Here is a 20,820-nt window from a genome sequence, read left to right on the forward strand (position 1 = left end):
GGAAGGTCACTTGCCCGCGTTGCCCCAGATGAGGGGGTTGCCTGCCGAGGACGCGTCCACGACCACCGGGTCGAGCAGGACGGTCGGCCCGTTGTCACCGGAGGTCAGGGTGACCTCCTTGTTGAGGTACTGGCCCTTCGGCGTGAACGTGCCCGAGGTCGGAACGGGGTTGCCGCTCATCGGGTAGGCCTTCAGGAGCTCGGTCGCGATGCCGCCCACACCGAGCACGTCGATGACGACCTCGGCGTCGACGTAGCCGTCCTTGACCTGCTGGAGGACATCACCCAGGCCGTCGTGGGAGATGACCATCACGTGGCCGGCGGTTCCGACCTTCTGCCACATGTTGTTCGTCTTGAGCGACTCGATCACGCCCAGGGTGGCGGTGTCGGTGGGGGTGTTGACCAGGTCGATGCTCTTGCCGCTGGCCTTGGTGTCGGCGATCACGTTGTTCAGTGCGCTGGTGGCCTTGTCCGCCTGCGGGGCGCCGAGCACGGAGACCAGCTGGATGTTCGGGTACTTCTTGATCACGGCCTCGAAGCCCTCGGCGCGCTCCTTGAAGACCTGGGAGACGACCTCGCCGTACATGTCGACGACGACACCCTTCGGCTGGCCGTACTTCTTGGTGAGCAGCTCGACGGCCTTCTCGCCGGCCATCTCGCCGGACTTCTTCGAGTCGAACAGGACGGACACGTCGACCTGGGCGTTGTTCGCCTTGTTGTCGATCACCGCGACCGGGATCTTCGCGTCCTTGGCGCGCGCGAGGACGTCGGAGACGCTGTCACTGTCGTACGGGTTCACCACGATGGCGGCCGGCTTCACGTTCTGGACCAGGTTGTTCAGCTGGTCGTTCTGCTTGGCGGCGTCGGCTTCGGCAACAACGACCTTGCCCGTGTAGCCGAGCATCTTGGCCGCATCGGTCACGCCCTGGCCCATCGCGATGTGGACCTGCTCGGTGGAGTTCTTCGTGGAGTACCAGATCTCACCGGCGGTGCCGGCCGATCCCGCGCCCGAGCCACAGGCGGTCAGGGTCATTGCTGCTGCGACCAGGGCGGCAGCGAGGCCAATCTTCTTCATTGAAGGTGCCTTCTCTCAGTTCAGTTGGATGACGTGCAGTGGATGTGGATGGACCGGATCCGGCCGGACGTGCGCCCTGCCGGGGAGGGCCGACGTCATCGGGACGTCGGCGGGGGTGGTCAGACGGTGACGAAACATCCGTCGATGATCACGTCGGCACCCGAGGTGTAGGTCGAGGCGTCGGACAGCAGGTAGATGACGGCGCCGGCCAGTTCCTCGGGCGTCCCCATCCGCTTGAACGGGATCATCTCGGTCCAGATCTGCCGCCAGTCCTCGCGGACCGTGCCGGTCATCTCCGTCTGGATGTACCCGGGGCTGATCGAGTTGACCCGGATCCCGAGGGGGGCCCATTCCACCGCGAGCGACTTGCTCAGGTGCACCACGGCGGCCTTCGAGGCGTTGTACGAGGCCTGGCCCTGGGGGATGTTGACGATGGTGCCCGACATCGATCCGGTGTTGACGATGTTGCCGGTCCGGCCCTGGGCGACGAGGTAGCGCGCGAAGGCCTGGGCGACGAAGAACACGCCGTTCAGGTTGACGTCGACCACCTTGGTGAAGTCCGACGGCGAGCACTCGAGGGCAGGCTTGTGCAGGACGATGCCCGCATTGTTGAAGAGCAGGTCCAGGCCGCCCATCTCGACGGCGGCCTTCTCGATGGTGCGTCCCACCTCTTCGGGGTCGGTGACATTGCAGGTCATCGCGAGGGCTCGCACCCCGTGCTCCGCGGCGATCTGTGCAGCGACGTCCGTGGCATCGGCCAGGTCGACGATGACGATGTCGGACCCCTGCTCGGCGAGCGCGTGCGCCACCACCTTGCCGATGCCCTGACGACCGCCGGTCACGACGGTGACCTTGCCCTCGAGCGAGAAGCGACTGGAGACCATAGCTGTTACTCCCAACCTACGCACCCTTGCGTCCTGGAACCGGTCACTTCGTCGTGGCCTCGAAGTTCTGGAAAGGCGTTTAATAAAAAGGGTAAAGAAACTGCAGGGGCGTGTCAACCGGGGTGGCAGGTAGGTCGGTCGGCGGCTCCGGAACCCTCCGGCGGTCCGCGGAGCACTGGCGCGCGCCAGGGGCACGGACGGTTGCTTCGCACAACTCGTGCGGGCGCCACTGATGGCCCATACGGTGGGGAAACAACGTTCGCGGGTGCGGATCGCCTGCGCACACGCATCCACGACCTGGAGGCACGATGCAGTACTTCCTGAACGGCTACCGCCCGGGCAACCCACGGATCCCGGATCCCGCCGAGGGCAGGTCAGAGGACCAGGGCCCGCTCCTCGACGAGGTCGACGTCCTCATCGTCGGCACCGGCCCCGCCGGCCTGCTCCTGGCAGCCCAGCTGTCCAACTTCCCGGACATCAACACTCGTATCGTCGAGAAGGCGGAGAGCCCGCTGGAGATCGGCCGCGCCGACGGGGTCAATATGCGGACCGTGGAGACCTTCGAAGCCTTCGGCCTGGCCGACAGGATGATGGCCGAGGCGTACTGGGGCACCGGGCCGCCGGCCTGACCGGAGGCCGGACTGCACGCCTGACCGTTCACACCAGGTGCAGCGCCGGATCGTCCAGGGCGTACGTCCGTACGGGCCCCGGTCCGGTCAGTGCTGTCTCGAAGCGTACGGTCACCCGGCCCAGCCCGGAGCCCCAGATCCACCCCGGCCCCATCTCGTCGTGCACCACGTCGGCACCGGGCAGCCACTGCGGTGGTCGCCGTTCGATGGTCTCGGTCGCGGTGCCCTCCGGCACGCCCGGAGCGACCTCCTCGTGGTCCTCGCGCGCCTCGAACAGCCGGTCCTGGGCCACGGTGGCCAGCCCGGACACCCCGACGCCGAGCAGGCGGACGCCCTGGTCGAGCTGCAGGCCGGCGAGCAGGTCGGTCGCCTCGGCGGTGATCACCTCGGCGCTGTCGGTGGCCCCCTCAAGGGTCCGTGACCGGGTCCAGGTGGTGAAGTCGTGCAGCCGCACCTTGAGCGTCACCGTCCGCGCGAACACCCCCATCGTCCGCATCCGCTGCGCCACCAGCCGGGCGTCCCGGCCGATCCGTGCCACCATCTCCGGGCGCCCGACCAGGTCGGTCTCGAAGGTGTCCTCCACCGAGATCGACTTGCGGTCCCGGTCGGGTGAGACCTGCCGGTCGTCGCGGGCGAAGGCGAGCGCGTGCAGGGTCGTGCCGTGCGCCCGGCCGAGCTCGCGCACCAGTTCGTTCTCCGACAGCGCCTGCAGGTCGGCGATCGTCGCCACCCCGAGCCGGGCGAGGCGGTCGAACGTGGCCGGCCCGACGCCGGGGATCACCCGGACCGACATCGGCGCGAGGATCTCCACCTCGGTGCCGGGGACGACCAGGTGGATCCCGTCGGGCTTGTCCAGGTCGGAGGCGACCTTGGCGATGAACTTGGAGGTGCCCAGACCGATCGAGCAGGTCAGTCCCCCGGTCCGCTGCGCCACCTCGTCCTTGACCGTACGGGCCAGCGCGACCACGCCGGCAGCGGACAGGTCAGCCGTCTCACGGGCCGCGGCCAGGTCGACGAACGCCTCGTCCAGCGACAGCGGCTCGACCAGGGGCGACAGGTCCTCCAGGATCGCCATCACGATCCGGCTCGCCTCCCGGTAGGCGCCGAACCGCCCGGCCAGGAAGGCCGCGTTCGGGCACAGCCGGCGCGCCTCGTGCATCGGCATCGCCGAGTGCACCCCGTAGGTGCGGGCCTCGTACGACGCGGTGGCGACGACGCCACGCTGGCCCACGCCCCCGACGACGACCGGCCTGCCGCGCAGGGACGGCTTGTCGCGCTGCTCCACCGAGGCGAAGAACGCGTCCAGGTCCAGGTGCATGATCGATGCCTGCCGCCGCACCCGACCTCCCCTCCCGCGCCCGTCCCGACCGCCGGGACCATCCCACCGTCCCTATCATGGCCGCATGATCCGGCTCGAGCACGTCTGCGTCGCCCACCAGGTCCTGCCGATCGAGGGCAGGGTCGGGCGCACCGGGATCGACAAGCGGCCGGTCGACGGCCCGGTCGAGGTCGGCCCGCTGCAGCTGGCCGGGGACGCGATCTGCGACACCGCCAACCACGGCGGCCGGTTCCGGGCCGTCTACGTGGTCTCCGACGAGGACGCCGCGGTCGTCGGGGCCGAACTCGGGCGTACGCCACCGGCCGGCTGGCTGGGCGAGAACCTGCGCGTCTCCGGCACCTCGCTCAGCCAGGTGCTGATCGGGGAGCGCTGGCGGATCGGGTCGGTCGAGATCGCGTTCACCGAGCCCCGGATCCCCTGTCGTACGTTCGCCGCCTGGGTGGCCCGCGAGCACGGCCCGGAGGCTGCCGCGGGCTGGGTGAAGCGGTTCACCGAACTGGGTCGTCCGGGCGGGATGGCCGAGGTGCTGGTCCCTGGCACGGTCCGGGCCGGCCAGCCGGTCGAGGTGGCGCACCGGCCCGCGCACGGGCTGACGCTCGGGGAGGCCTTCGCCGGGATGCCGGCGGACAAGGCGGCGGCGCTGCTGGCGGCGTACGCCCCGGAGGACATCCAGCCCGACATGCTGCGCCGCGCCCGGGCGGCGGCCACCCGGTGACGGCGCACGCCCGCCGGGAGAGCCCCCGCACCGACTGGAATACTGTTCACCACCAAGGCCTCGGGCTGCGCAGACTGCTGCAGGACCCCCTTCGGGACCACGGCCATCCAAGGAGAACACCGCGTGACTGACCGCCCCACCCCGACCGACACCGCCGGCCAGCAACCCTTCGACCTGCCCGCCGACCTGGACGTACGGCTCGTCGTCGCGGACATGGACGGCACCCTGCTCGACGGCGCCGGCCGGATCCCCGACGGGCTGTGGCCGCTGCTGGACAGGATGCGGCAGCGGGGCATCGCGTTCGCCCCGGCCAGCGGCCGCCAGTACGCGACCCTGCGGCGGATGTTCGACCGGGCGAGCGACGGGATGGTCTTCATCGCCGAGAACGGCTCCCTCGTGGTCCGCGACGGCGTCGAGGTGAGCTCGACGCCCGTGGAACGGTCGTTCGCCGACGAGGCGATCCGGCTGGCCCGGGGCGTCGCGGACAGTGGACGCGACGTCGGCACGGTGCTCTGCGGCAAGCGATCGGCGTACGTCGAGCGCTCCGATGCGGCCTTCCTCGCCGAGGCGGAGCGGTACTACGCCGAACTGGCAGTGGTCGACGACCTGATGGAGCCCGACGACGAGGTGCTCAAGATTGCCGTCTTCGACTTCGAGGAGGCCAGCGACGTCGCCGCCGCGATGGCGCCGCTGCGCGCCACCCACCAGGTCGTCGTGTCAGGCCACCACTGGGTCGACCTGATGGCGAGCGGGGTCGACAAGGGGCACGCGGTCCGCCAACTCCAGCAGGCGATGGGCATCGGGCCCGCCAACACGATGGTCTTCGGTGACTACCTGAACGACCTGCAGATGCTGGACGCCGCCGACCACTCGTACGCCATGGCGAACGCCCACCCCGAGGTACTGGCCCGGGCCCGGTACGTCGCCCCGTCGAACCAGGACCTGGGAGTGCTCACCGTGCTGTCCGCGCTGCTCGGCGGCGACCCGGAGTAGTCGACCGCGCCGACTGGCGTACGCCCCCGTCCAGCACCCTCAGCTGGCCCACTGGCCGGTGCCGAACTTCCAGGCCCACCACACCATCGTGACGACCGAGCCGAGCGCGTACCCGCCGACCAGGAGGCGCCGGGTGAGGCGGCCCGACCGGGTGGCCGCAGGATGGGCGGCGACCTCGCCGAGGATCGACCAGGTCGGGAACCACAGCAGCACTGCGCGGTTGACCGACATCAGCCAGGGCGAGAGCGAGAACGCCAGCACCTGCACCCCGACCCAGCCGGCCTCCCCCCAGCGCCGGCGGCGCAGCATCCAGCCGGTGGTCAGCAGGCCGACGACGAAGGACACCAGTTCGAAGCGGAACATCATCCCCCAGCCGTGCTGGTCGGCGTAGCCGCCGGGGCGTACGGCGTCCAGGGTCGCCCGGACCGCGTCCCACGGCAGCGTGAACGTCCGCTGCCAGCCGGCCTCCTGCGCCGAGTACCAGGCGGTCCAGGACCCGGTCAGGGTCCACAGGTAGACGGCGTAGCCCCCGATCACGGCGACCGGGAGGAGCAGCCAGGCCCCACGGACGAGCGCGGCCCGGACCCGTACGCCGAGGGCCCGGTCGCGCACCGGCGGCCAGGACAGGGCCAGCAGGGCGAGCGCGCCGACCAGGAACAGGCCGGAGACGCGCAGGGTGGAGGCCAGGGCGGCGAGCACCGCAGCCTGGGCCCACCGGTCGGCCCGGGCGCGCTCCCAGGCCCAGAACGCCGCCGCGCAGAACAGCGCCTCGGTGTAGCCGACGGCGGTGAAGATGGCGGTCGGCGCGAACAGCCAGGCGACCGCGGCCCCGGTCCCGGCGAGCCGGGCCAGCGCCCAGGCGGCCAGGGCAGAGCCGACCAGGGCCAGCAGCACCCCTGACCACACCGGCGCGAGACCGAGGACGGCCCCGGCCCGCATCAGCACCGGCAGTCCGGGGAAGAAGGCCATCTCCTGCGGATCGGGGGCATATCCCTGCGTCGCGATGGTGGCGAAGTGCTTGACGTCCCAGTTGCCCAACACGTCCGCCAGCCGCCACCCGTGCGACGCCGCGACGACCAGGGCGGTGGCCAGTAGGAGCAGGCGGCTCAGCGCCCAGGCCACCATGAGGGTGGTGGCCCGGGCGCTGGTCGGTCGGCTAGCCACCAGCGACGGGGACCGGGGTCTTCGTTGCCGTCTTGCCGGAGTTGCCCGTGACCCTGTTGGGCCCAGTGGTCGCGGCCTGGGTCGGCTGGGTGGTGGCGGGGGCCTGGGTCGGCTGGGTGGTGGCGGGGGCCTGGGTCGGCTGGTCGGTCGCCGGGGCCTGGGTCGGCGCCTGCGTGGTCGGCGCCTGCGTGGTCGGTGCCTGGGTCGGTGCCTGGGTCGTCGGCGCCTGCGTGGCGGGGGCCTGGGTCGGCGCCTGCGTGGCCTGGATGGCCGGGCCCTGCGTGGTGGGGGCCTGCGGTACCGACGTGCCGACGCGCTTGCTCTTCAGGTTCGCCGGCTGGTCGAACTTCAGCACCGGTTGGCCCTTCGTGGCGACCTGCATGTAGTCCAGCCAGGTCATGGCCGGGTAGCCGGCACCGAAGAAGGTCGGGGTGCCCGGCTGGCGGTACGGATCGAGGTCGGAGTGGCCGTCGTCGCCGGCGACGTACATGACGGCGGTGGAGACCTGCTTGGTGTAGGCGACGAACCAGGCGGAGGCGATGGTGGTGCCGACGCCGGCGGTTCCGGTCTTGCCGGCGACCGGACGGCCCAGGGCCGAGGCCCGGGCTCCGGTGCCCTGGTTCACCACGGACTCCAGCGCGTACGTGGTGTCGGCGGCGACGGGCTGGTCGATCGTCTGCTCGCCCTTGGCCGGGGCCTGGTACAGCACGTTGCCGTCGCTGTCCTTGACCTCGCGGATGACGTGCACCTTGTTGCGCTTGCCGCCGTTGGCGAGGGTGGCGTACGAGTTGGCCATGTCGACCGGGCTCACCTCGGCGATGCCGAGCACGACACGGTTGTACGGGTCCCAGCCGCCGGCGGTGGGGGCGCCGGCGTCATTGGCGGCTTGCATGACCTTCTTCGGGCCGTTCTCCATCTGCGAAACCATGTCGACGAACGCGGTGTTGATGGATTCGGCGGTCGCCTTGAGCAGCGTGACCGGCCCGTACTGCATGCTGAACTCGTTGCGGATCGTCTCCGTCTCACCGGCGGGGGTGAAGGTGTTGCCGCGGAAGATGGAGTTCAACGAGAAGCCGTCCCGCAGTCCGGCGATGACGCCGAAGGCCTTGAACGTGGAGCCCGTCATCCGGGACGTGGTGGCCCAGTTGCGGGAGTTCTTCACGAAGTTGTCACCGCCGTACACGGCGATCAACTCACCGCTCGCCGTGTCGACCGAGGCGATCGCCGCGTGGACGTTGCCACCCGCGGCGCCGCGCGACTTCGCGGAGGCTTCCGCCTGCTTCTGGTAGGTCTGCGAGGCCTTCACCGCGGCCGCCTGGGCAGCGGCGTCGAAGGTGGTGGTGACCCGTAGGCCACCGCCGTTGATCTGGGCGTCGGTGAAGCCGAGGGAGGTGAGCTCCTGCTCGGCCATGTTCACCAGGAAGCCCTTCGGGCCCTCGTAGCGGGGGTTGATCGGGATCTTCGGCAGGGCCGGCATCTTGCCCTTGTACTGGTCGTACTGGGCCTGGGTGATCGACTTCTCCTGCAGCATGCCGGACAGCACGTACTCGTAGCGCGCCTGCAGCCGGCCCATGTTGGACTCGTCGACACTCGGGTCCATGATGCTCGGGTTCTGCACGACCGAGGCGAGGATCGCCGACTCCGGCACGGTCAGGTCCTTGGCGTCCTTGCCGTACCAGGTCTGCGCGGCGGCCTGGACGCCGTACGATCCGCGGCCGAAGTAGACCGTGTTGAGGTAGTTGGTGAGGATCTGGTCCTTGGACTGCTGGTTGCTCAGCTTCAGCGCCAGGACGACCTCGTTGATCTTGCGCTTCAGGGTGCGCTGCGGTGTCAGGTACATCAGCTTGATGTACTGCTGGGTGATCGTCGAGCCACCCTGGACATCGCCACCGCCGAGGATGGCGAACAGGGCACGGGTCATGCCCATCGGGGAGATGCCCGGATTGGTGTAGAACGTCCGGTCCTCCGCCGCCACCACGGCATCCTTCATCCCCTGCGGCATCTGGTCGGGCGGCAGGGTCGTACGGTTCTGGATCGCCAGGTCGGCGAGCTGGGTCGTACCGTCCCCGTAGTAGATGTTGGTGGTGTTCGTCTGGAAGTCCGCGTTCGGGTCGGGGACGCTCGTGGTGGCATACATCCCGGCGAACGCGACGCCACCTACCAGGACGACCGCGAGCACCACGGCGACCAGGCCGGCGATGATCTTCTGCCAGAGCGCGAGCGCGCGCCACCTCCGCGCGAGCGGTGACCCACTCTTCGTGCCGTGGGCAGGTCGCCCGGGGCGCCTGGTCGTGTCAGCCATACGTGTCCTCGACTGTCAGCTGCCCGAGCCTGGCCATCGTGGCAGCACCCTCGGGCAGGACGGATCTGTCCTCTGTGGTCACGTCCCGGGCGGACACCGACCGTACGCCCCGGGCGAGCCGCTGCGTACGTTCCGGGCCCCACCCGCAGACCACACAACGACCAGAATAGGTCCGCACCCCTATATCATCCGAACCGCCGATCCATGACCGGCGTCACCCTTCGGCCCGGAGCACCCCGAACTGGGGTGCGGTGGGCCGCCGACTTGGGCGGCGCGGCCCGGTCCACTATGATGGTCGTTCGTGCGTACGTCGCACATCGGGGCATTAACTCAATTGGTAGAGTGCCACCTTTGCAAGGTGGAAGTTAGGGGTTCGAGTCCCCTATGCTCCACTTCTTCAGGGGGCTGTTGCGCCTGCCCCTACGCTGGGGAGTCCTCTGCTGTGCCAGCCCTCGTCGCATCGCATCTGGTTGGAACGTTTCTCGTCCCCCGCGCGTCGAGTCCACGCCCCAGCGCTTCGACCTCTTTGGTGGTCGCCCTCGCGGAGGCCCAACTCTCCGGCGCTGCGTACATCCGGATCTGAGCCGTCCCGTCAGGCCGGCTCTGCGCTCTCCGCCGCCGTACCGGACGCACGTGTGACGTGCGATGGCAGGACACCTGCTGAAGGTTCTGAGGAGCAGCAAGCAGCGGTACGAACCGATCCCGGAGCCGAGGCCTTGCCCACAGCTGCCTAGGGGGACTAGGTTGCCGCTCGCACGTACGCGCACGCGTACGTCCAGGTTTCGTTCGAAGGCCGAGCCCATGTCCCTGTCCTCCACCCGATCGCTCGTCGTTGCCCTGGTGGCGGTCGTCGCCAGCCTCGCGACAGGTCTCGCGCCGGCCTACGCCGCGCCGAAGAACGGGGGCGGCGGCACCGGTACGACCAGCACAGCGGTCGGCAACGACGTGTCCTACCCCAACTGCACCGGTGGGCTGCCGAACGGCCAGGCCTTCGGCATCGTCGGGGTCAACGACGGCCTCGCGAACAACACCAACCCCTGCCTGGGCACCGAACTGGACTGGGCTGCCACTTCCACCAGCGCGACCACGCAGCCGAAGGTCGCCCTCTACGTCAACACCGGCAATCCCAGCGGCGTGTCGGGTATCGCATGGTGGCCGAACTCGAACACCTTCTACGACCTGAAAGGGTCCGAGAGCAACACCCTGGTCGACGGGGCCGTCCGGGTAGACGTCCCCGTGCCCTCGTACGGCGCCTGTTCCGCCACCAACGATGCGGGCTGTGCGTACGTCTACGGCTGGGCCAAGGCCTATGACGACCTGAATTACCGCGGCGTCCCGGACGCGAACAAGAGCGGGATGTGGTGGCTGGACGTCGAGACCGCCAACAGCTGGGAGTCCGGTTCGACGGCGGCTTTGGCGGCCAACCAGGCCGACCTCGAAGCCATGGCCGCCTACTTCAAGAGCGCCGGAGCACAGGTGGGCATCTACTCCACCAGCTACCAGTGGGGCGTGATCACCGGCGGCAAGACACCCTCGACCAGCTCCCTGGCCGGGCTGCCGAACTGGATCCCCGGGGCCCGCACGCTGAAGGGCGCCCAGAGCAACTGCGCGCTGTCGCCCTTCACCCCGGACAGCAAGGTCACGCTCACCCAGTACACCAGCTCCTTCGACTACGACTACTCCTGCGTCTAGTTGACCTCGGCCGCCAGGTCGGTGACAGACTTCCGATCGGCGGTCGTCGGGCCGACCTACGCTGGAGGCACCGTACGGTTCCACCAGCAGGAGGCTGCGACGATGGGCGGAGAGATACGAGTCGGCCGGATCGCCGGGATCGACATCAAGCTGCACTGGAGCCTGCTGGTCATCTTCGCGCTGATCACCTGGAGTCTGGCCACCGGCGGATTCTCCGGGGTCCAGAGCTCCGGCACTACCGCTGAGTGGGTGGCGGCGCTGATTGCGTCCGTCCTGTTCTTCGGTGCCCTGCTGGCGCACGAGATCGGCCATGCCCTGGTCGCCCGGCGCAAGGGCCTGGAGATCCAGGACATCACGCTGTGGGTCTTCGGTGGCGTGTCGCGGCTGAAGGGCGAGGCCCACACCGCGGCCGACGAGTTCCGGATCGCCGTGGTCGGACCCGTGGTCAGCTTCGGGGCGGCTGCCATCTTCGCCGGGCTGGCGTTCGTGCTGGGTGCGCTCGGCGCACCGGCGCTGGCGGTCGCCGTGCCGACCTGGCTGGCGCTGATCAACGTGGTCCTGGCCGTCTTCAACATGCTGCCCGCCTTCCCGCTCGACGGCGGGCGCGTGCTGCGCGCGTGGCTGTGGAAGCGCCGCGGTGACCGGACCGCGGCGACCAGGACAGCCGCTGCCGTGGGGCGCGCCTTCGGCTTCGTCCTGATCGGTGTGGGCGTCTTCTGGTTCATGACGGGGAACACGATCAATGGGCTGTGGTTCGTGGTCCTGGGCTGGTTCCTGTTCGGCGCGGCCCGGGCCGAGGAGTCGCAGTCCCAGCTGTCGCGGGCGCTGCATGACGTCCGCGTACGCCACGTGATGACCCCGCAGCCGGCCGTGCTCCCCGCCTCGATGGGGGTGACGGACTACATCGACCATGCGATGGCATCCCGGTTCACCTCCTTCCCCGTGGTCGACCCCACCGGGAGGGTGGTCGGGCTGGTGACGATGCGCCGGGTCCGCGCGGCCATGGCCCGGGGTGAGGAGGGCTCCACGCTGGCGCACGTCGCGCTGCCGATCGAACAGGTGCCGGTGCTCTCCCCCGAGGACAGTGCGACCAGCCTGCTGGAGAAGCTGCAGGGCGCCCCCGACGGGCGCGCGCTGGTGTTCGACCGCGGTGCCCTGGTCGGGATCGTCTGCCCGACCGACCTGCAACGGATGCTGGAGCTCACCACGCTGCGCTCCGACACCGGAGGGCGGCGTACGTAGCCCTCAGACCACCACGATCTCCGATTCCCGCGGCATCTCGGGAGTCCCGGTGGACGGGGACCGGAAGGCGATCGGCAGGCCCCGGGTACGTTCCCAGTCGGTGGAGTCGGTGACCTGGACGTGTACGTGCGGTTGGGTGCTGTTGCCCGAGTTCCCGCAGGTGCCGACCTGGTCGCCGACGCGTACACGGTCACCGGGGCGGACCTGCACCGAACCGGCGCGCAAGTGGGCCAGCAGCACGTACGGGCCGTCCGGCGCCACGGCGATGACGACGTGGTTGCCGGCCAGGCCGGCCGGTCCCCCACGGGCCCGCCCGGCCTGCGTGAGCAGGTACGGGACCAGGGCGAACGGGGATCGACGGGCCTCGTGGTCGGGCTCGCCGTCGTGGACCGCGACGACCACCCCCTCGACCGGCGCAAGGATCGGCGCGCCGAAGCCGACGAAGCCCTCCGGCGGTTCGGTGGCCAGGACCGAGCGCCAGCTCCGTGGCGCCGAGCGTCCGTTCGGACCGACCAGGATGAAGTCGATGGCGTAGGTGGTCCCCATCAAGTGGGTGCCGTGGCTGGGGACTCGGCGCGCGGGACTGTTCCGGGCCAGCCAGGTGCCGCGGAACGGGTAGTCGATGAGCAGCGGTTCCTGGGCGCCGGTGGGGCCCGTCGACTCCTGCATGGCTTCACCGTAGGGCGGGTCCGGGTCGCCGACCGCTCGCGAGCCCTCGATACGCCTTTCTACCAGGGAAGCTAGAACCTTCTATGGGAAGCAATCGGCGGCGTCACTGCTGTGCGAGTCCACAGAAAGATCACTTCGGATCCATCAATATGCCTAGCGCCACGTCCCGTGGCGTGCGAATCTGGCCGTGTCCGGATTCCGCCCAGCACCTGCGACTGGCGTATGACCTGGCGCGCATCTCACCTACACGAAATGACGCAAGCCCCACCGGGTTTGCACCTGTCCGACCTCCGGTATCCCTTCCAAAGGACGTGTTTCGATGAAGCGAGCCCTCTCCACCCTCCTCGCCACCACGGCGCTCGTGGCCTCCGTGTTCGGAGCCGCGGGTTCCGCACAGGCTGCCCCCCCTATCCCCGCCCCTGTCGACTACCTCGCCCTCGGCGACTCCTACCCGGCCGGCGTAGGCGTCGGCATGACCGACTCCTACCCGGCACTGCTCGGCGCCAAGTACTCCCAGCTGGAGGTGACTAACAAGGCGGCCAGCGGCGCCACCACGGCGGGGGTAGTTTTGCAGATCGGGCAAGCCAATCCCACCCCGGACGCCATCACCATAACCGTGGGCGCCAACGATGTCGGCTGGACCACGGTGCTCGGGGCCTGCCTGACCAGTCCAACGGGCTGCAACCTCGCGAACTCGACGCTGGGCGTCGCGCTGGCGGCCGTTCCGGGGGGCATCGTGACCGACGTGGCCGCTGCCCAGGCCACCAACCCCAAGGCCAAGATCTTCGTCACCGGCTACCCCGAGCTGTTCGGTAGTATCGCACCGGGCACGACATGCGATCTCGGTTGGACCATCAACCCAGACACTGGCTTGCCGGTTGAGGTTCAGGCGAACACGATTCAGGGCGCGAGCGTGAACGCCCTGGTCGACGCGCTCAACCTCGCCATTCAGGGTGGGGTGACCGCTGCCCAGGCCCAGGGGGCCAAGGTCACGTATGTCGACGCCTCCCCGGCCTTCACCGGCCACCGCCTGTGTGACACCTCCACCGCCTGGCTGTTCGACTTCAACACCGCGGTGGCCGTCGGCAATCCGGCCGCCGCGTTCCACCCGACCGTGGACGGCCAGCAGGCGTACGCCACCACCATCAACAAGGCGGGCTTCCGGGGCGCCGTAAAGTCCGCGCACTGACACCCGCTCCGGCACCCGCCGGCTGACAAACCGCTGACGACCCGCCCATCGGACCCACGTCCGCAACTCCTGCCACAGCACGGAGCCACGCCATCCTCGATGGCGTGGCTCCGTGCTGTTCAGGAATTGTCGACTGCTACCCGCGACCGCTACTTCGCGCCCTCGCGCACCGGGATGCGCAGCGCGACCGGCTTGCTCACCGAGGCGAAGAAGTCGTTGCCCTTGTCGTCGACGATGATGAAGGCCGGGAAGTCCTCGACCTCGATGCGCCAGATCGCCTCCATGCCGAGCTCGGGGTACTCCAGCACCTCGACCTTCTTGATGCAGTCCTGGGCCAGCCGGGCGGCGGGGCCGCCGATCGAGCCGAGGTAGAAGCCGCCGTGCTTGGCGCAGGCGTCGGTCACGGCCTTCGAGCGGTTGCCCTTGGCCAGCATGATCATCGAGCCGCCGGCGGCCTGGAACTGGTCGACGTACGAGTCCATCCGGCCAGCCGTGGTCGGGCCGAAGGAACCGGAGGCCATCCCCTCGGGGGTCTTGGCCGGGCCGGCGTAGTAGACCGGGTGGTCCTTCAGGTACTGCGGCATCTCCTCGCCGGCGTCCAGGCGCTCCCGGATCTTGGCGTGCGCGATGTCGCGGGCGACGACCAGGGTGCCGGTCAGCGACAGGCGGGTCTTGACCGGGTACTGGCTGAGCTCGGCGAGCACCTCACGCATCGGGCGGTTCAGGTCGACCTGGACGGCCTCGTCGTGGCTGCCGACGTGCTCGTGGGTGACGTCGGGCAGGTACTTCGCGGGCTCGAACTCCAACTGCTCGATGAAGACGCCCTCGGGCGTGATCTTCCCCTTGCACTGGCGGTCGGCCGAGCAGGACACCGCGATCGCGACCGGCAGCGAGGCGCCGTGGCGGGGCAGCCGCACCACGCGTACGTCGTGGCAGAAGTACTTGCCCCCGAACTGCGCGCCGATGCCGAAGTCCTGGGTCAGCTTGAGGACCTTCTGCTCCATGTCCAGGTCACGGAAGCCGTGGCCGGTGGCCGAGCCCTCGGTGGGCAGCGTGTCGAGGTACTTCGCGGAGGCGTACTTCGCGGCCTTCAGCGCCGCCTCGGCGGAGGTGCCGCCGATCACCACGGCGAGGTGGTAGGGCGGGCACGCCGCGGTGCCGAGCGTGCGCAGCTTCTCGTCCAGGAACTTCATCATGGCTTCCTCGTTGAGGATCGCCTTCGTCTCCTGGTACAGGTACGACTTGTTGGCCGAGCCGCCGCCCTTGGCCATGAACAGGAACTCGTACTCGGTCTCGTGGCCCGGGTGGGTGTCGGCGGCGATGTCGATCTGCGCCGGCAGGTTGGTGCCGGTGTTCTTCTCGTTCCACATCGTCAGCGGCGCGTTCTGCGAGTAGCGCAGGTTGAGCCGGGTGTACGCGTTGTACACGCCGCGGGAGATCGGCACCTCGTCCTGCACCGAGCTCAGCACGTGCTGGCCGCGGTGGGCCGACACGATCGCCGTACCGGTGTCCTGGCACATCGGCAGGATGCCGCCGGAGGCGATGTTGGCGTTCTTCAGCAGGTCCAGCGCGACGAACTTGTCGTTGTTGGACGCCTCGGGGTCCTCCAGGATCCGGTCCAGCTGGGCCAGGTGCGCCGGCCGCAGGAAGTGCGCGATGTCATGCATCGCGGTCTCGGTGAGCAGGGTGATGGCGTCGGGGTCGACCTCGAGGAAGGTCCGCCCGCCGGGTCCCTCCACTGTCCGTACGCCCTCGGTGGTGAGCAGACGGTACGGGGTCTCGTCCGGCCCGACGGCCGGCAACATGTCCTCATAGAAGAACTCGGTCACGGAACACTCCTTCGTGCAAAGTCACGGTGTTGGGGTCATTTTTCCACGTCGCCGCCGGGACCGGGCGACGTGCCGTCCCCGGTGGTCGCGCCCGGCCCGGACGACAGCGGTGGCGCGGTGGGGCGTACGTCCGAGCCCGGCGACCAGGGCATCCAGCGCGGCAGCGAGGGCACGTGGTGCAGCGGCCACTGTGGGCGTACGGGGGGCTCCTCGATGTCCCGGGAGCGCAGGAAGATGTTCAGCCACTGCAGGCGGGGGCTGGAGTCGATCAGCAGCGACTTGGCGAAGAGGGTGAGCGGCACCGCGAGGATCGAGCCGATCGGCCCGAGCACGACCGTCCAGAAGAGCAGGGAGACGAAGGTGACGGTGGTGTTGAGCCCGACCGCGTCGCCGGTGAACTTGGGCTGGATGATCGACTGGATCACGAAGTTGAGCACCGAGTAGGCGATCACCACGATCAGCGCGTCCACCGGACCGCCATCGAGGAGCGCCACCAGGGCCGGCGGGACCAGGCCGATCACGAAGCCGATGTTGGGGATGTAGTTGGTGACCCAGGCGAACAGTCCCCAGACCAGCGGCAACGGCACCCCCAGCCCCATCAGGACGATGGTGTCGAGCACCGCGACGATCACCCCGAAGAGCGTGTTGACCACCCAGTACCGGCGGACCCGGTAGCCGAAGTCCGCCAGGCAGGCCGCGAGCTGGGGCTGGTCGGTCCGCAGCGATCCGAGGCGCCCGTCCATGGCGGTCGAGTCGACCAGCAGGAAGGCCACCGCCATGGCCAGCACGAAGATGATGGTGCCCACCGACGAGACGCCGTCCAGCACGCTCTGCAGCACCCCGATGATGCGGTTGAAGTCGAGCTGGCTGAGCAGCAGGTCGGCATTGGAGGTGTCGACCCCGCGCCCGTCCAACCACACCAGCGCATCGGTGTAGAGGGTGTTGAACCTGCCCGCGTAGCGCGGCAGGATCTGTACCAGCTGGGCGATCGAGGCCCCGAAGCCGTACAGGATGCCGAAGATGATCGCGTAGAGCACCACCAGCATCAGCACGCTGGTGAGCCAGGCCGGTACGTGCCAGCGGGTCAGGCGCTGCCGCATCGGGCTGAGGGTGACCACCAGGGTCATCGCGAAGAACGTCGGGCCGAAGATCGAGGCGGTGTACCGCAGCCCCATCGCGACGACGACGAGGCCCGCCATGACGAAGATCAGCGTGATCCCCAGGGGCAGCGGGCCCTTCTCGGGGAGCAGTGCCGCGGGTGCGGGTGCGTCCGCCCCGGTCCGCCCTCCCCCGACAGGTTGGCTGTCGCCCATCAGACCCCCTCCCGACGCCGGCCGAGCCTACGTCGGCCCAGTCTAGGAGTCCTGGGTGACACTCTGGGGCAGCAGGAGGCTGCCGCCCACGTCGACGATGGCCTGCATCGTCTCCATCACGCCGGGCACGGCGCCCAGGGCCTTGGTGGTGACCACCGAGACGCGCCGGTAGCGCTTCTGGGACAACGGCTTCAACACGAGGTCGGTGTCGCGCCTGGTGACGGTCAGCATCAGGTCAGGCAGCAGGGCCACGCCAAGCCCGGCGGCGGCCAGGCCCTGGAGGGCGATGTAGTCGTCGGTCTCGTACGTGATGTCCGGGCGGAACCCGGCGACGGAACAGACGTCGACCAGGTTGCCCTGGCAGGAGGGGCAACCAGAGATCCAGCGCGCGCCGGACAGGTCGGCGACGTTCACCTCGGCGTCGGCGGCCAGCGGGTGTGACCTGGGCATCGCCAGCCAGATGTGCTCCTCCATCGCGATCTGCCAGATCTCGTCCGGGTCGTGCTGGAGGTCGGGGCGACGCATGGTCATCCCCTCGGAGTGGTACTCGTAGACCAGGGCGATCTCGCAGTCGCCCTTGCGGAGCAGCTCGAGGGACTGCTCGGTCTCGGCCTCGCCCAGCCGGAAGCTGATGCCGGGGTGCTCCTGGGCCATCCGCGCCAGGGCCTTGGGCAGCAGGGCGGCGGCGCCGGAGGCGAAGGCGCTGATCCGGATCTCCCCGCCCCGCAGCCCGGCGATCGCGGCGATCTCCGACTCGGCGCGCTGGAGGGCGGGCAGCACCTGCGCGGCATGCCGCAGCAGCACGCGCCCGGCGGACGTCAGCGTGACGCCGCGGGACTGCTTGGTGACCAGTGGGGTGGCGAGGTCACGCTCGAGTCGCTGCATCTGCTGCGTGATGGCGGGCTGGGACAGGCCGAGCTCGCGCGCGGCGCCGGAAAGGGTGCCGTGCCGGTCGATGGCCGCCATGAGCCGCAGGTGCTTGACCTCAATCATGGGGCGATTCTACGTGATACATCTTTCGTTTTCCATAAGTAGGAGTGATTCTTCGGGGTGGGGTGCCCCGGTGGGCTACCGTCGGGTCATGCGCATCGCAGTGGCCGTCCTCGCCATCCTCCTGCCCGTGCTCACGGCCTGCTCCGCGCCCGGGCCAGGTACCGGACCCGCGGCCACCCCGAGCGCCTCTGCCACGGCCAGCGAGGCCCCCGCCACGCCCGAGCCCGACCTGACCAGCGCCCCCACCACCCCGCCGGTCGGCCAGCTCCTCACCCTGGACAAGGCCGCCGACTACCCGGACGGACTGTCGATCCAGGTCGACAACGTCGTGGCCACCACCGCGGCGGACGGCGTGGACGGCGCGCAGGGAACCAGCGGCCAGGTCGTGCTGGCCGACGTCGTGGTGACCAACCACTCCAGGTCCGACTTCGACGCCACCACCGTGGTGGTCCAGGGCTACTACCGGGGCAACGTGGGGGCGGTCATGCTGACCGATGCGAACGGCACCCTCGGGACGGGGTTCAGCGAGGCTGTTCCGCGCGGTGAGCAGCACAAGGCCCGAGTCGGCTTCGCGGTCCCCGCGGCGGACGCCGGCGACGTCACGATCGTGGTTGATCCGCACGACGGCACCCACGACCCGGTCCGTTTCCAGGGCCCCGCACTTGGTGACTGACCCCGGGAAAGGGAGACTGGTGGTCGGCGGCGGCCACCAGGGCGCACGTCAACCGGCAGGGAGCGACGAGGAACGATGGCACAGACTCCGAAGCGAGCGGACCAGGCCGACCGGGACAGGCCGTCCACCGGCCGCGTCCTGATGATGTCCCTGGGTGGGGTACTGGCGGTGGTCCTGGTCGTCGTCGGCGCGATCGGCATCTACCTGAACGCCATCCGCAACAGCTTTGACGACAACGTGCAGCGCGTCGACGGACTGGTCACCGCGACACCCAAGGCGAAGGGCGAGAGCCTGAACTACCTGGTGATGGGGTCCGACAGCCGCGACCCGAAGAACGACCGCGGCCGCAGCGACGCCCTGATGCTGGTGCACGTCTCGGGTGACCGCAAGGCGGTGTACATCATCTCCTACCCCCGTGACATGTGGGTGCCCATCCCCGACCACGGCACCGCCAAGATCAACGCGGCGTACGCCTATGGCGGGATCCCGCTGACGGTGCGCACGATGGAGCAGGTCAACCAGGTGCCGATCGACCACGTCGCCGTGACCGACTTCCAGGGTTTCCAGGACATCACCACCACCCTCGGCGGGGTCACCGTCAACAACCCAAACCACTCCAGCTCCGACGGCTTCACCTTCCCGCAGGGCCAGATCACCATCCAGGGGCCGCAGGCCCTGGCGTACGTCCGGGAGCGCTACGACCTGCCCCGGGGCGACTTCGACCGGGCCGAGCGGCAGCGGACGGTCGTCCAGGCCATCATGCGCAAGGCGGTCAGCACCGAGGTGCTGACCAATCCCGGCCAGTTCACCAACTTCGTCGGCACGTTCTCCCGCTACCTGACGGTCGACGCGAGCCTGACCGACCAGGAGCTGCTGTCCACCGCCATGTCGATGCGCGGGATCACCGAAAACGACATCTACCTGATGCAGGCCCCGGTCTCCGGCACCGGGACCTCGGCCGACGGGCAGTCCATCGACATCGTCGACCAGGCCAAGCTGGCCGAGTTGCAGGCGGCGCTGAAGAACGACACGGTCGACCAGTACCGGGCCAAGTACCCGGAGGGCTGAGCATGGTCCGGTGACGTCCCATCGGTCCGCCCGCCGACGCGGCCACGATGGGCCTCCGGAATAATGGCAGCGGCAGAACGGTTGTCCCGACGACCGACCCCCGAGCAAGGAACACCATGAGCGACGTACGCAACCTGATCATCATCGGCAGCGGCCCGGCGGGCTACACCGCCGCCGTGTACGCGGCACGGGCGCAGCTGAACCCGCTCGTGATCGAGGGCGCCGTCGATGCGGGGGGTGCGCTGATGACGACCACCGAGGTCGAGAACTTCCCCGGCTTCCCCGAGGGGATCCAGGGTCCGGAGCTGATGGACAACATGCGTGCCCAGGCCGAGCGCTTCGGCACCGAGTTCGTCACCGAGGACGTCGTCGAGGTCGACCTGACCGGTGAGGTCAAGGTCGTCCGGGACTCCGCCGACAACGAGTACCGCGCCCGCGCGGTGATCCTGGCGACCGGCTCGGGCTACCGCAAGCTCGGGCTGGAGGACGAGCAGCGCCTCTCCGGGCACGGCGTCTCGTGGTGTGCGACCTGTGACGGCTTCTTCTTCCGGGACCGCCCGATCGCCGTGGTCGGCGGTGGCGACTCCGCCGTCGAGGAGGCCACCTTCCTTTCCCGCTTCGGCAGCTCCGTGGTGATGATCCACCGCCGCGACGGCCTGCGCGCCTCCAAGATCATGCAGGAGCGGGCCTTCGCCGACCCGAAGATCTCCTTCGCCTGGAACAGCGAGGTGATCGGGATCCAGGGCGACCAGAAGGTCGAGAAGGTCACCCTGCGCGACACCGTGACCGGCGAGTCGCGCGAGCTGCCCGTCGAGGGGCTGTTCATCGCCATCGGGCACGACCCGCGCTCGGAGCTGTTCCGCGGACAGGTCGACATGGACGAGGCCGGCTACGTGCGCGTCGGGCAGGACACCACCGCGACCAACCTCGACGGCGTCTTCGCCTGCGGCGACCTGGTCGACCACACCTATCGGCAGGCGATCACCGCCGCCGGGACGGGGTGTGCCGCCGCCCTCGATGCCGAGCGCTGGCTGATCGGCCAGGGGCTCTGA

Annotated in this window: 18 protein-coding genes and 1 tRNA gene; 10 read left to right on the forward strand and 9 right to left on the reverse strand. The window is 69.4% G+C overall.

Annotated elements, in window-relative coordinates; genetic code table 11:
• Positions 1-6 precede the first annotated feature (6 nt).
• Together GA0111570_RS14645 and GA0111570_RS14650 are read right to left on the reverse strand one after the other, a co-directional pair.
• Entirely contained in the window at positions 7-1,074 is a 1,068-nt protein-coding gene (locus GA0111570_RS14645; RefSeq protein ID WP_092612964.1) for a sugar ABC transporter substrate-binding protein, read from the reverse strand.
• Between the two features lie 119 nt (positions 1,075-1,193).
• The gene (locus GA0111570_RS14650; protein WP_092612967.1) at positions 1,194-1,958 is read right to left on the reverse strand and encodes an SDR family oxidoreductase; all 765 of its coding nucleotides are present in this window, start codon (positions 1,956-1,958) and stop codon (positions 1,194-1,196) included.
• A gap of 308 nt (positions 1,959-2,266) precedes the next feature.
• Between GA0111570_RS14650 and GA0111570_RS14655 the strand changes: the two genes are divergently transcribed.
• On the forward strand, positions 2,267-2,587 hold the full coding sequence (locus GA0111570_RS14655) for an FAD-dependent monooxygenase (protein WP_217634202.1): 321 nt from the start codon (positions 2,267-2,269) through the stop codon (positions 2,585-2,587).
• A gap of 28 nt (positions 2,588-2,615) precedes the next feature.
• Here the strand turns inward: GA0111570_RS14655 and GA0111570_RS14660 are convergent, their stop codons facing one another.
• On the reverse strand, positions 2,616-3,926 hold the full coding sequence (locus GA0111570_RS14660; protein ID WP_092612971.1) for a DNA polymerase IV: 1,311 nt from the start codon (positions 3,924-3,926) through the stop codon (positions 2,616-2,618).
• Positions 3,927-3,990: 64 nt separating this feature from the next.
• Here GA0111570_RS14660 and GA0111570_RS14665 point away from each other — a divergent pair, with 64 nt between their 5' ends.
• Positions 3,991-4,641 (forward strand): MOSC domain-containing protein, encoded by a 651-nt coding sequence (locus GA0111570_RS14665; RefSeq protein ID WP_175557523.1) that lies wholly within the window; start codon positions 3,991-3,993, stop codon positions 4,639-4,641.
• Positions 4,642-4,764: 123 nt separating this feature from the next.
• Positions 4,765-5,634: a Cof-type HAD-IIB family hydrolase gene (locus GA0111570_RS14670; RefSeq protein ID WP_139283272.1), complete on the forward strand. Its 870-nt coding sequence runs from the start codon at positions 4,765-4,767 to the stop codon at positions 5,632-5,634.
• Between the two features lie 39 nt (positions 5,635-5,673).
• On the opposite strand, the gene GA0111570_RS14675 is transcribed toward GA0111570_RS14670, so the two are convergent.
• Together GA0111570_RS14675 and GA0111570_RS14680 are read right to left on the reverse strand one after the other, a co-directional pair.
• The gene (locus tag GA0111570_RS14675; protein WP_092613216.1) at positions 5,674-6,759 is read right to left on the reverse strand and encodes a mannosyltransferase family protein; all 1,086 of its coding nucleotides are present in this window, start codon (positions 6,757-6,759) and stop codon (positions 5,674-5,676) included.
• A 31-nt stretch (positions 6,760-6,790) separates the two neighbouring features.
• Positions 6,791-9,100: a transglycosylase domain-containing protein gene (locus tag GA0111570_RS14680; protein WP_092612977.1), complete on the reverse strand. Its 2,310-nt coding sequence runs from the start codon at positions 9,098-9,100 to the stop codon at positions 6,791-6,793.
• 319 nt (positions 9,101-9,419) lie between these two features.
• Here GA0111570_RS14680 and GA0111570_RS14685 point away from each other — a divergent pair.
• From GA0111570_RS14685 to GA0111570_RS14695, 3 genes are all read left to right on the forward strand, one after another.
• Positions 9,420-9,492 (forward strand) — tRNA-Ala (locus GA0111570_RS14685).
• Positions 9,493-9,901: 409 nt separating this feature from the next.
• On the forward strand, positions 9,902-10,792 hold the full coding sequence (locus tag GA0111570_RS14690; protein WP_092612980.1) for a glycoside hydrolase family 25 domain-containing protein: 891 nt from the start codon (positions 9,902-9,904) through the stop codon (positions 10,790-10,792).
• Between the two features lie 102 nt (positions 10,793-10,894).
• Positions 10,895-12,034: a site-2 protease family protein gene (locus GA0111570_RS14695; protein WP_139283273.1), complete on the forward strand. Its 1,140-nt coding sequence runs from the start codon at positions 10,895-10,897 to the stop codon at positions 12,032-12,034.
• 3 nt (positions 12,035-12,037) lie between these two features.
• On the opposite strand, the gene GA0111570_RS14700 is transcribed toward GA0111570_RS14695, so the two are convergent.
• Positions 12,038-12,703 (reverse strand): M23 family metallopeptidase, encoded by a 666-nt coding sequence (locus tag GA0111570_RS14700; protein ID WP_092612986.1) that lies wholly within the window; start codon positions 12,701-12,703, stop codon positions 12,038-12,040.
• A gap of 319 nt (positions 12,704-13,022) precedes the next feature.
• Here GA0111570_RS14700 and GA0111570_RS14705 point away from each other — a divergent pair, with 319 nt between their 5' ends.
• Entirely contained in the window at positions 13,023-13,892 is an 870-nt protein-coding gene (locus tag GA0111570_RS14705) for an SGNH/GDSL hydrolase family protein (RefSeq protein ID WP_092612989.1), read from the forward strand.
• 149 nt (positions 13,893-14,041) lie between these two features.
• On the opposite strand, the gene GA0111570_RS14710 is transcribed toward GA0111570_RS14705, so the two are convergent.
• Genes GA0111570_RS14710 through GA0111570_RS14720 form a run of 3 tightly spaced genes read right to left on the reverse strand, consistent with a single transcriptional unit; the run spans position 14,042 to position 18,027 of the window.
• Positions 14,042-15,721, reverse strand: coding sequence for a fumarate hydratase (locus GA0111570_RS14710; protein ID WP_092612992.1), 1,680 nt, complete (start codon positions 15,719-15,721; stop codon positions 14,042-14,044).
• A 35-nt stretch (positions 15,722-15,756) separates the two neighbouring features.
• Positions 15,757-17,034: an AI-2E family transporter gene (locus tag GA0111570_RS14715; protein ID WP_092612995.1), complete on the reverse strand. Its 1,278-nt coding sequence runs from the start codon at positions 17,032-17,034 to the stop codon at positions 15,757-15,759.
• Positions 17,035-17,076: 42 nt separating this feature from the next.
• The gene (locus GA0111570_RS14720; protein ID WP_092612998.1) at positions 17,077-18,027 is read right to left on the reverse strand and encodes a LysR family transcriptional regulator; all 951 of its coding nucleotides are present in this window, start codon (positions 18,025-18,027) and stop codon (positions 17,077-17,079) included.
• 88 nt (positions 18,028-18,115) lie between these two features.
• On the opposite strand from GA0111570_RS14720, the gene GA0111570_RS14725 reads away from it, so the two are divergent.
• The 3 genes from GA0111570_RS14725 (at position 18,116) to trxB (ending at position 20,820) form a co-directional block, all read left to right on the forward strand.
• Positions 18,116-18,700: a hypothetical protein gene (locus GA0111570_RS14725; protein ID WP_139283274.1), complete on the forward strand. Its 585-nt coding sequence runs from the start codon at positions 18,116-18,118 to the stop codon at positions 18,698-18,700.
• 75 nt (positions 18,701-18,775) lie between these two features.
• Positions 18,776-19,768 (forward strand): LCP family protein, encoded by a 993-nt coding sequence (locus GA0111570_RS14730; RefSeq protein ID WP_092613004.1) that lies wholly within the window; start codon positions 18,776-18,778, stop codon positions 19,766-19,768.
• Positions 19,769-19,815: 47 nt separating this feature from the next.
• On the forward strand, positions 19,816-20,820 hold the full coding sequence (gene trxB / locus GA0111570_RS14735) for a thioredoxin-disulfide reductase (protein ID WP_425438629.1): 1,005 nt from the start codon (positions 19,816-19,818) through the stop codon (positions 20,818-20,820).

Origin of the sequence: Raineyella antarctica, assembly GCF_900092135.1 — a bacterium.
Taxonomy (GTDB): domain Bacteria; phylum Actinomycetota; class Actinomycetes; order Propionibacteriales; family Propionibacteriaceae; genus Raineyella; species Raineyella antarctica.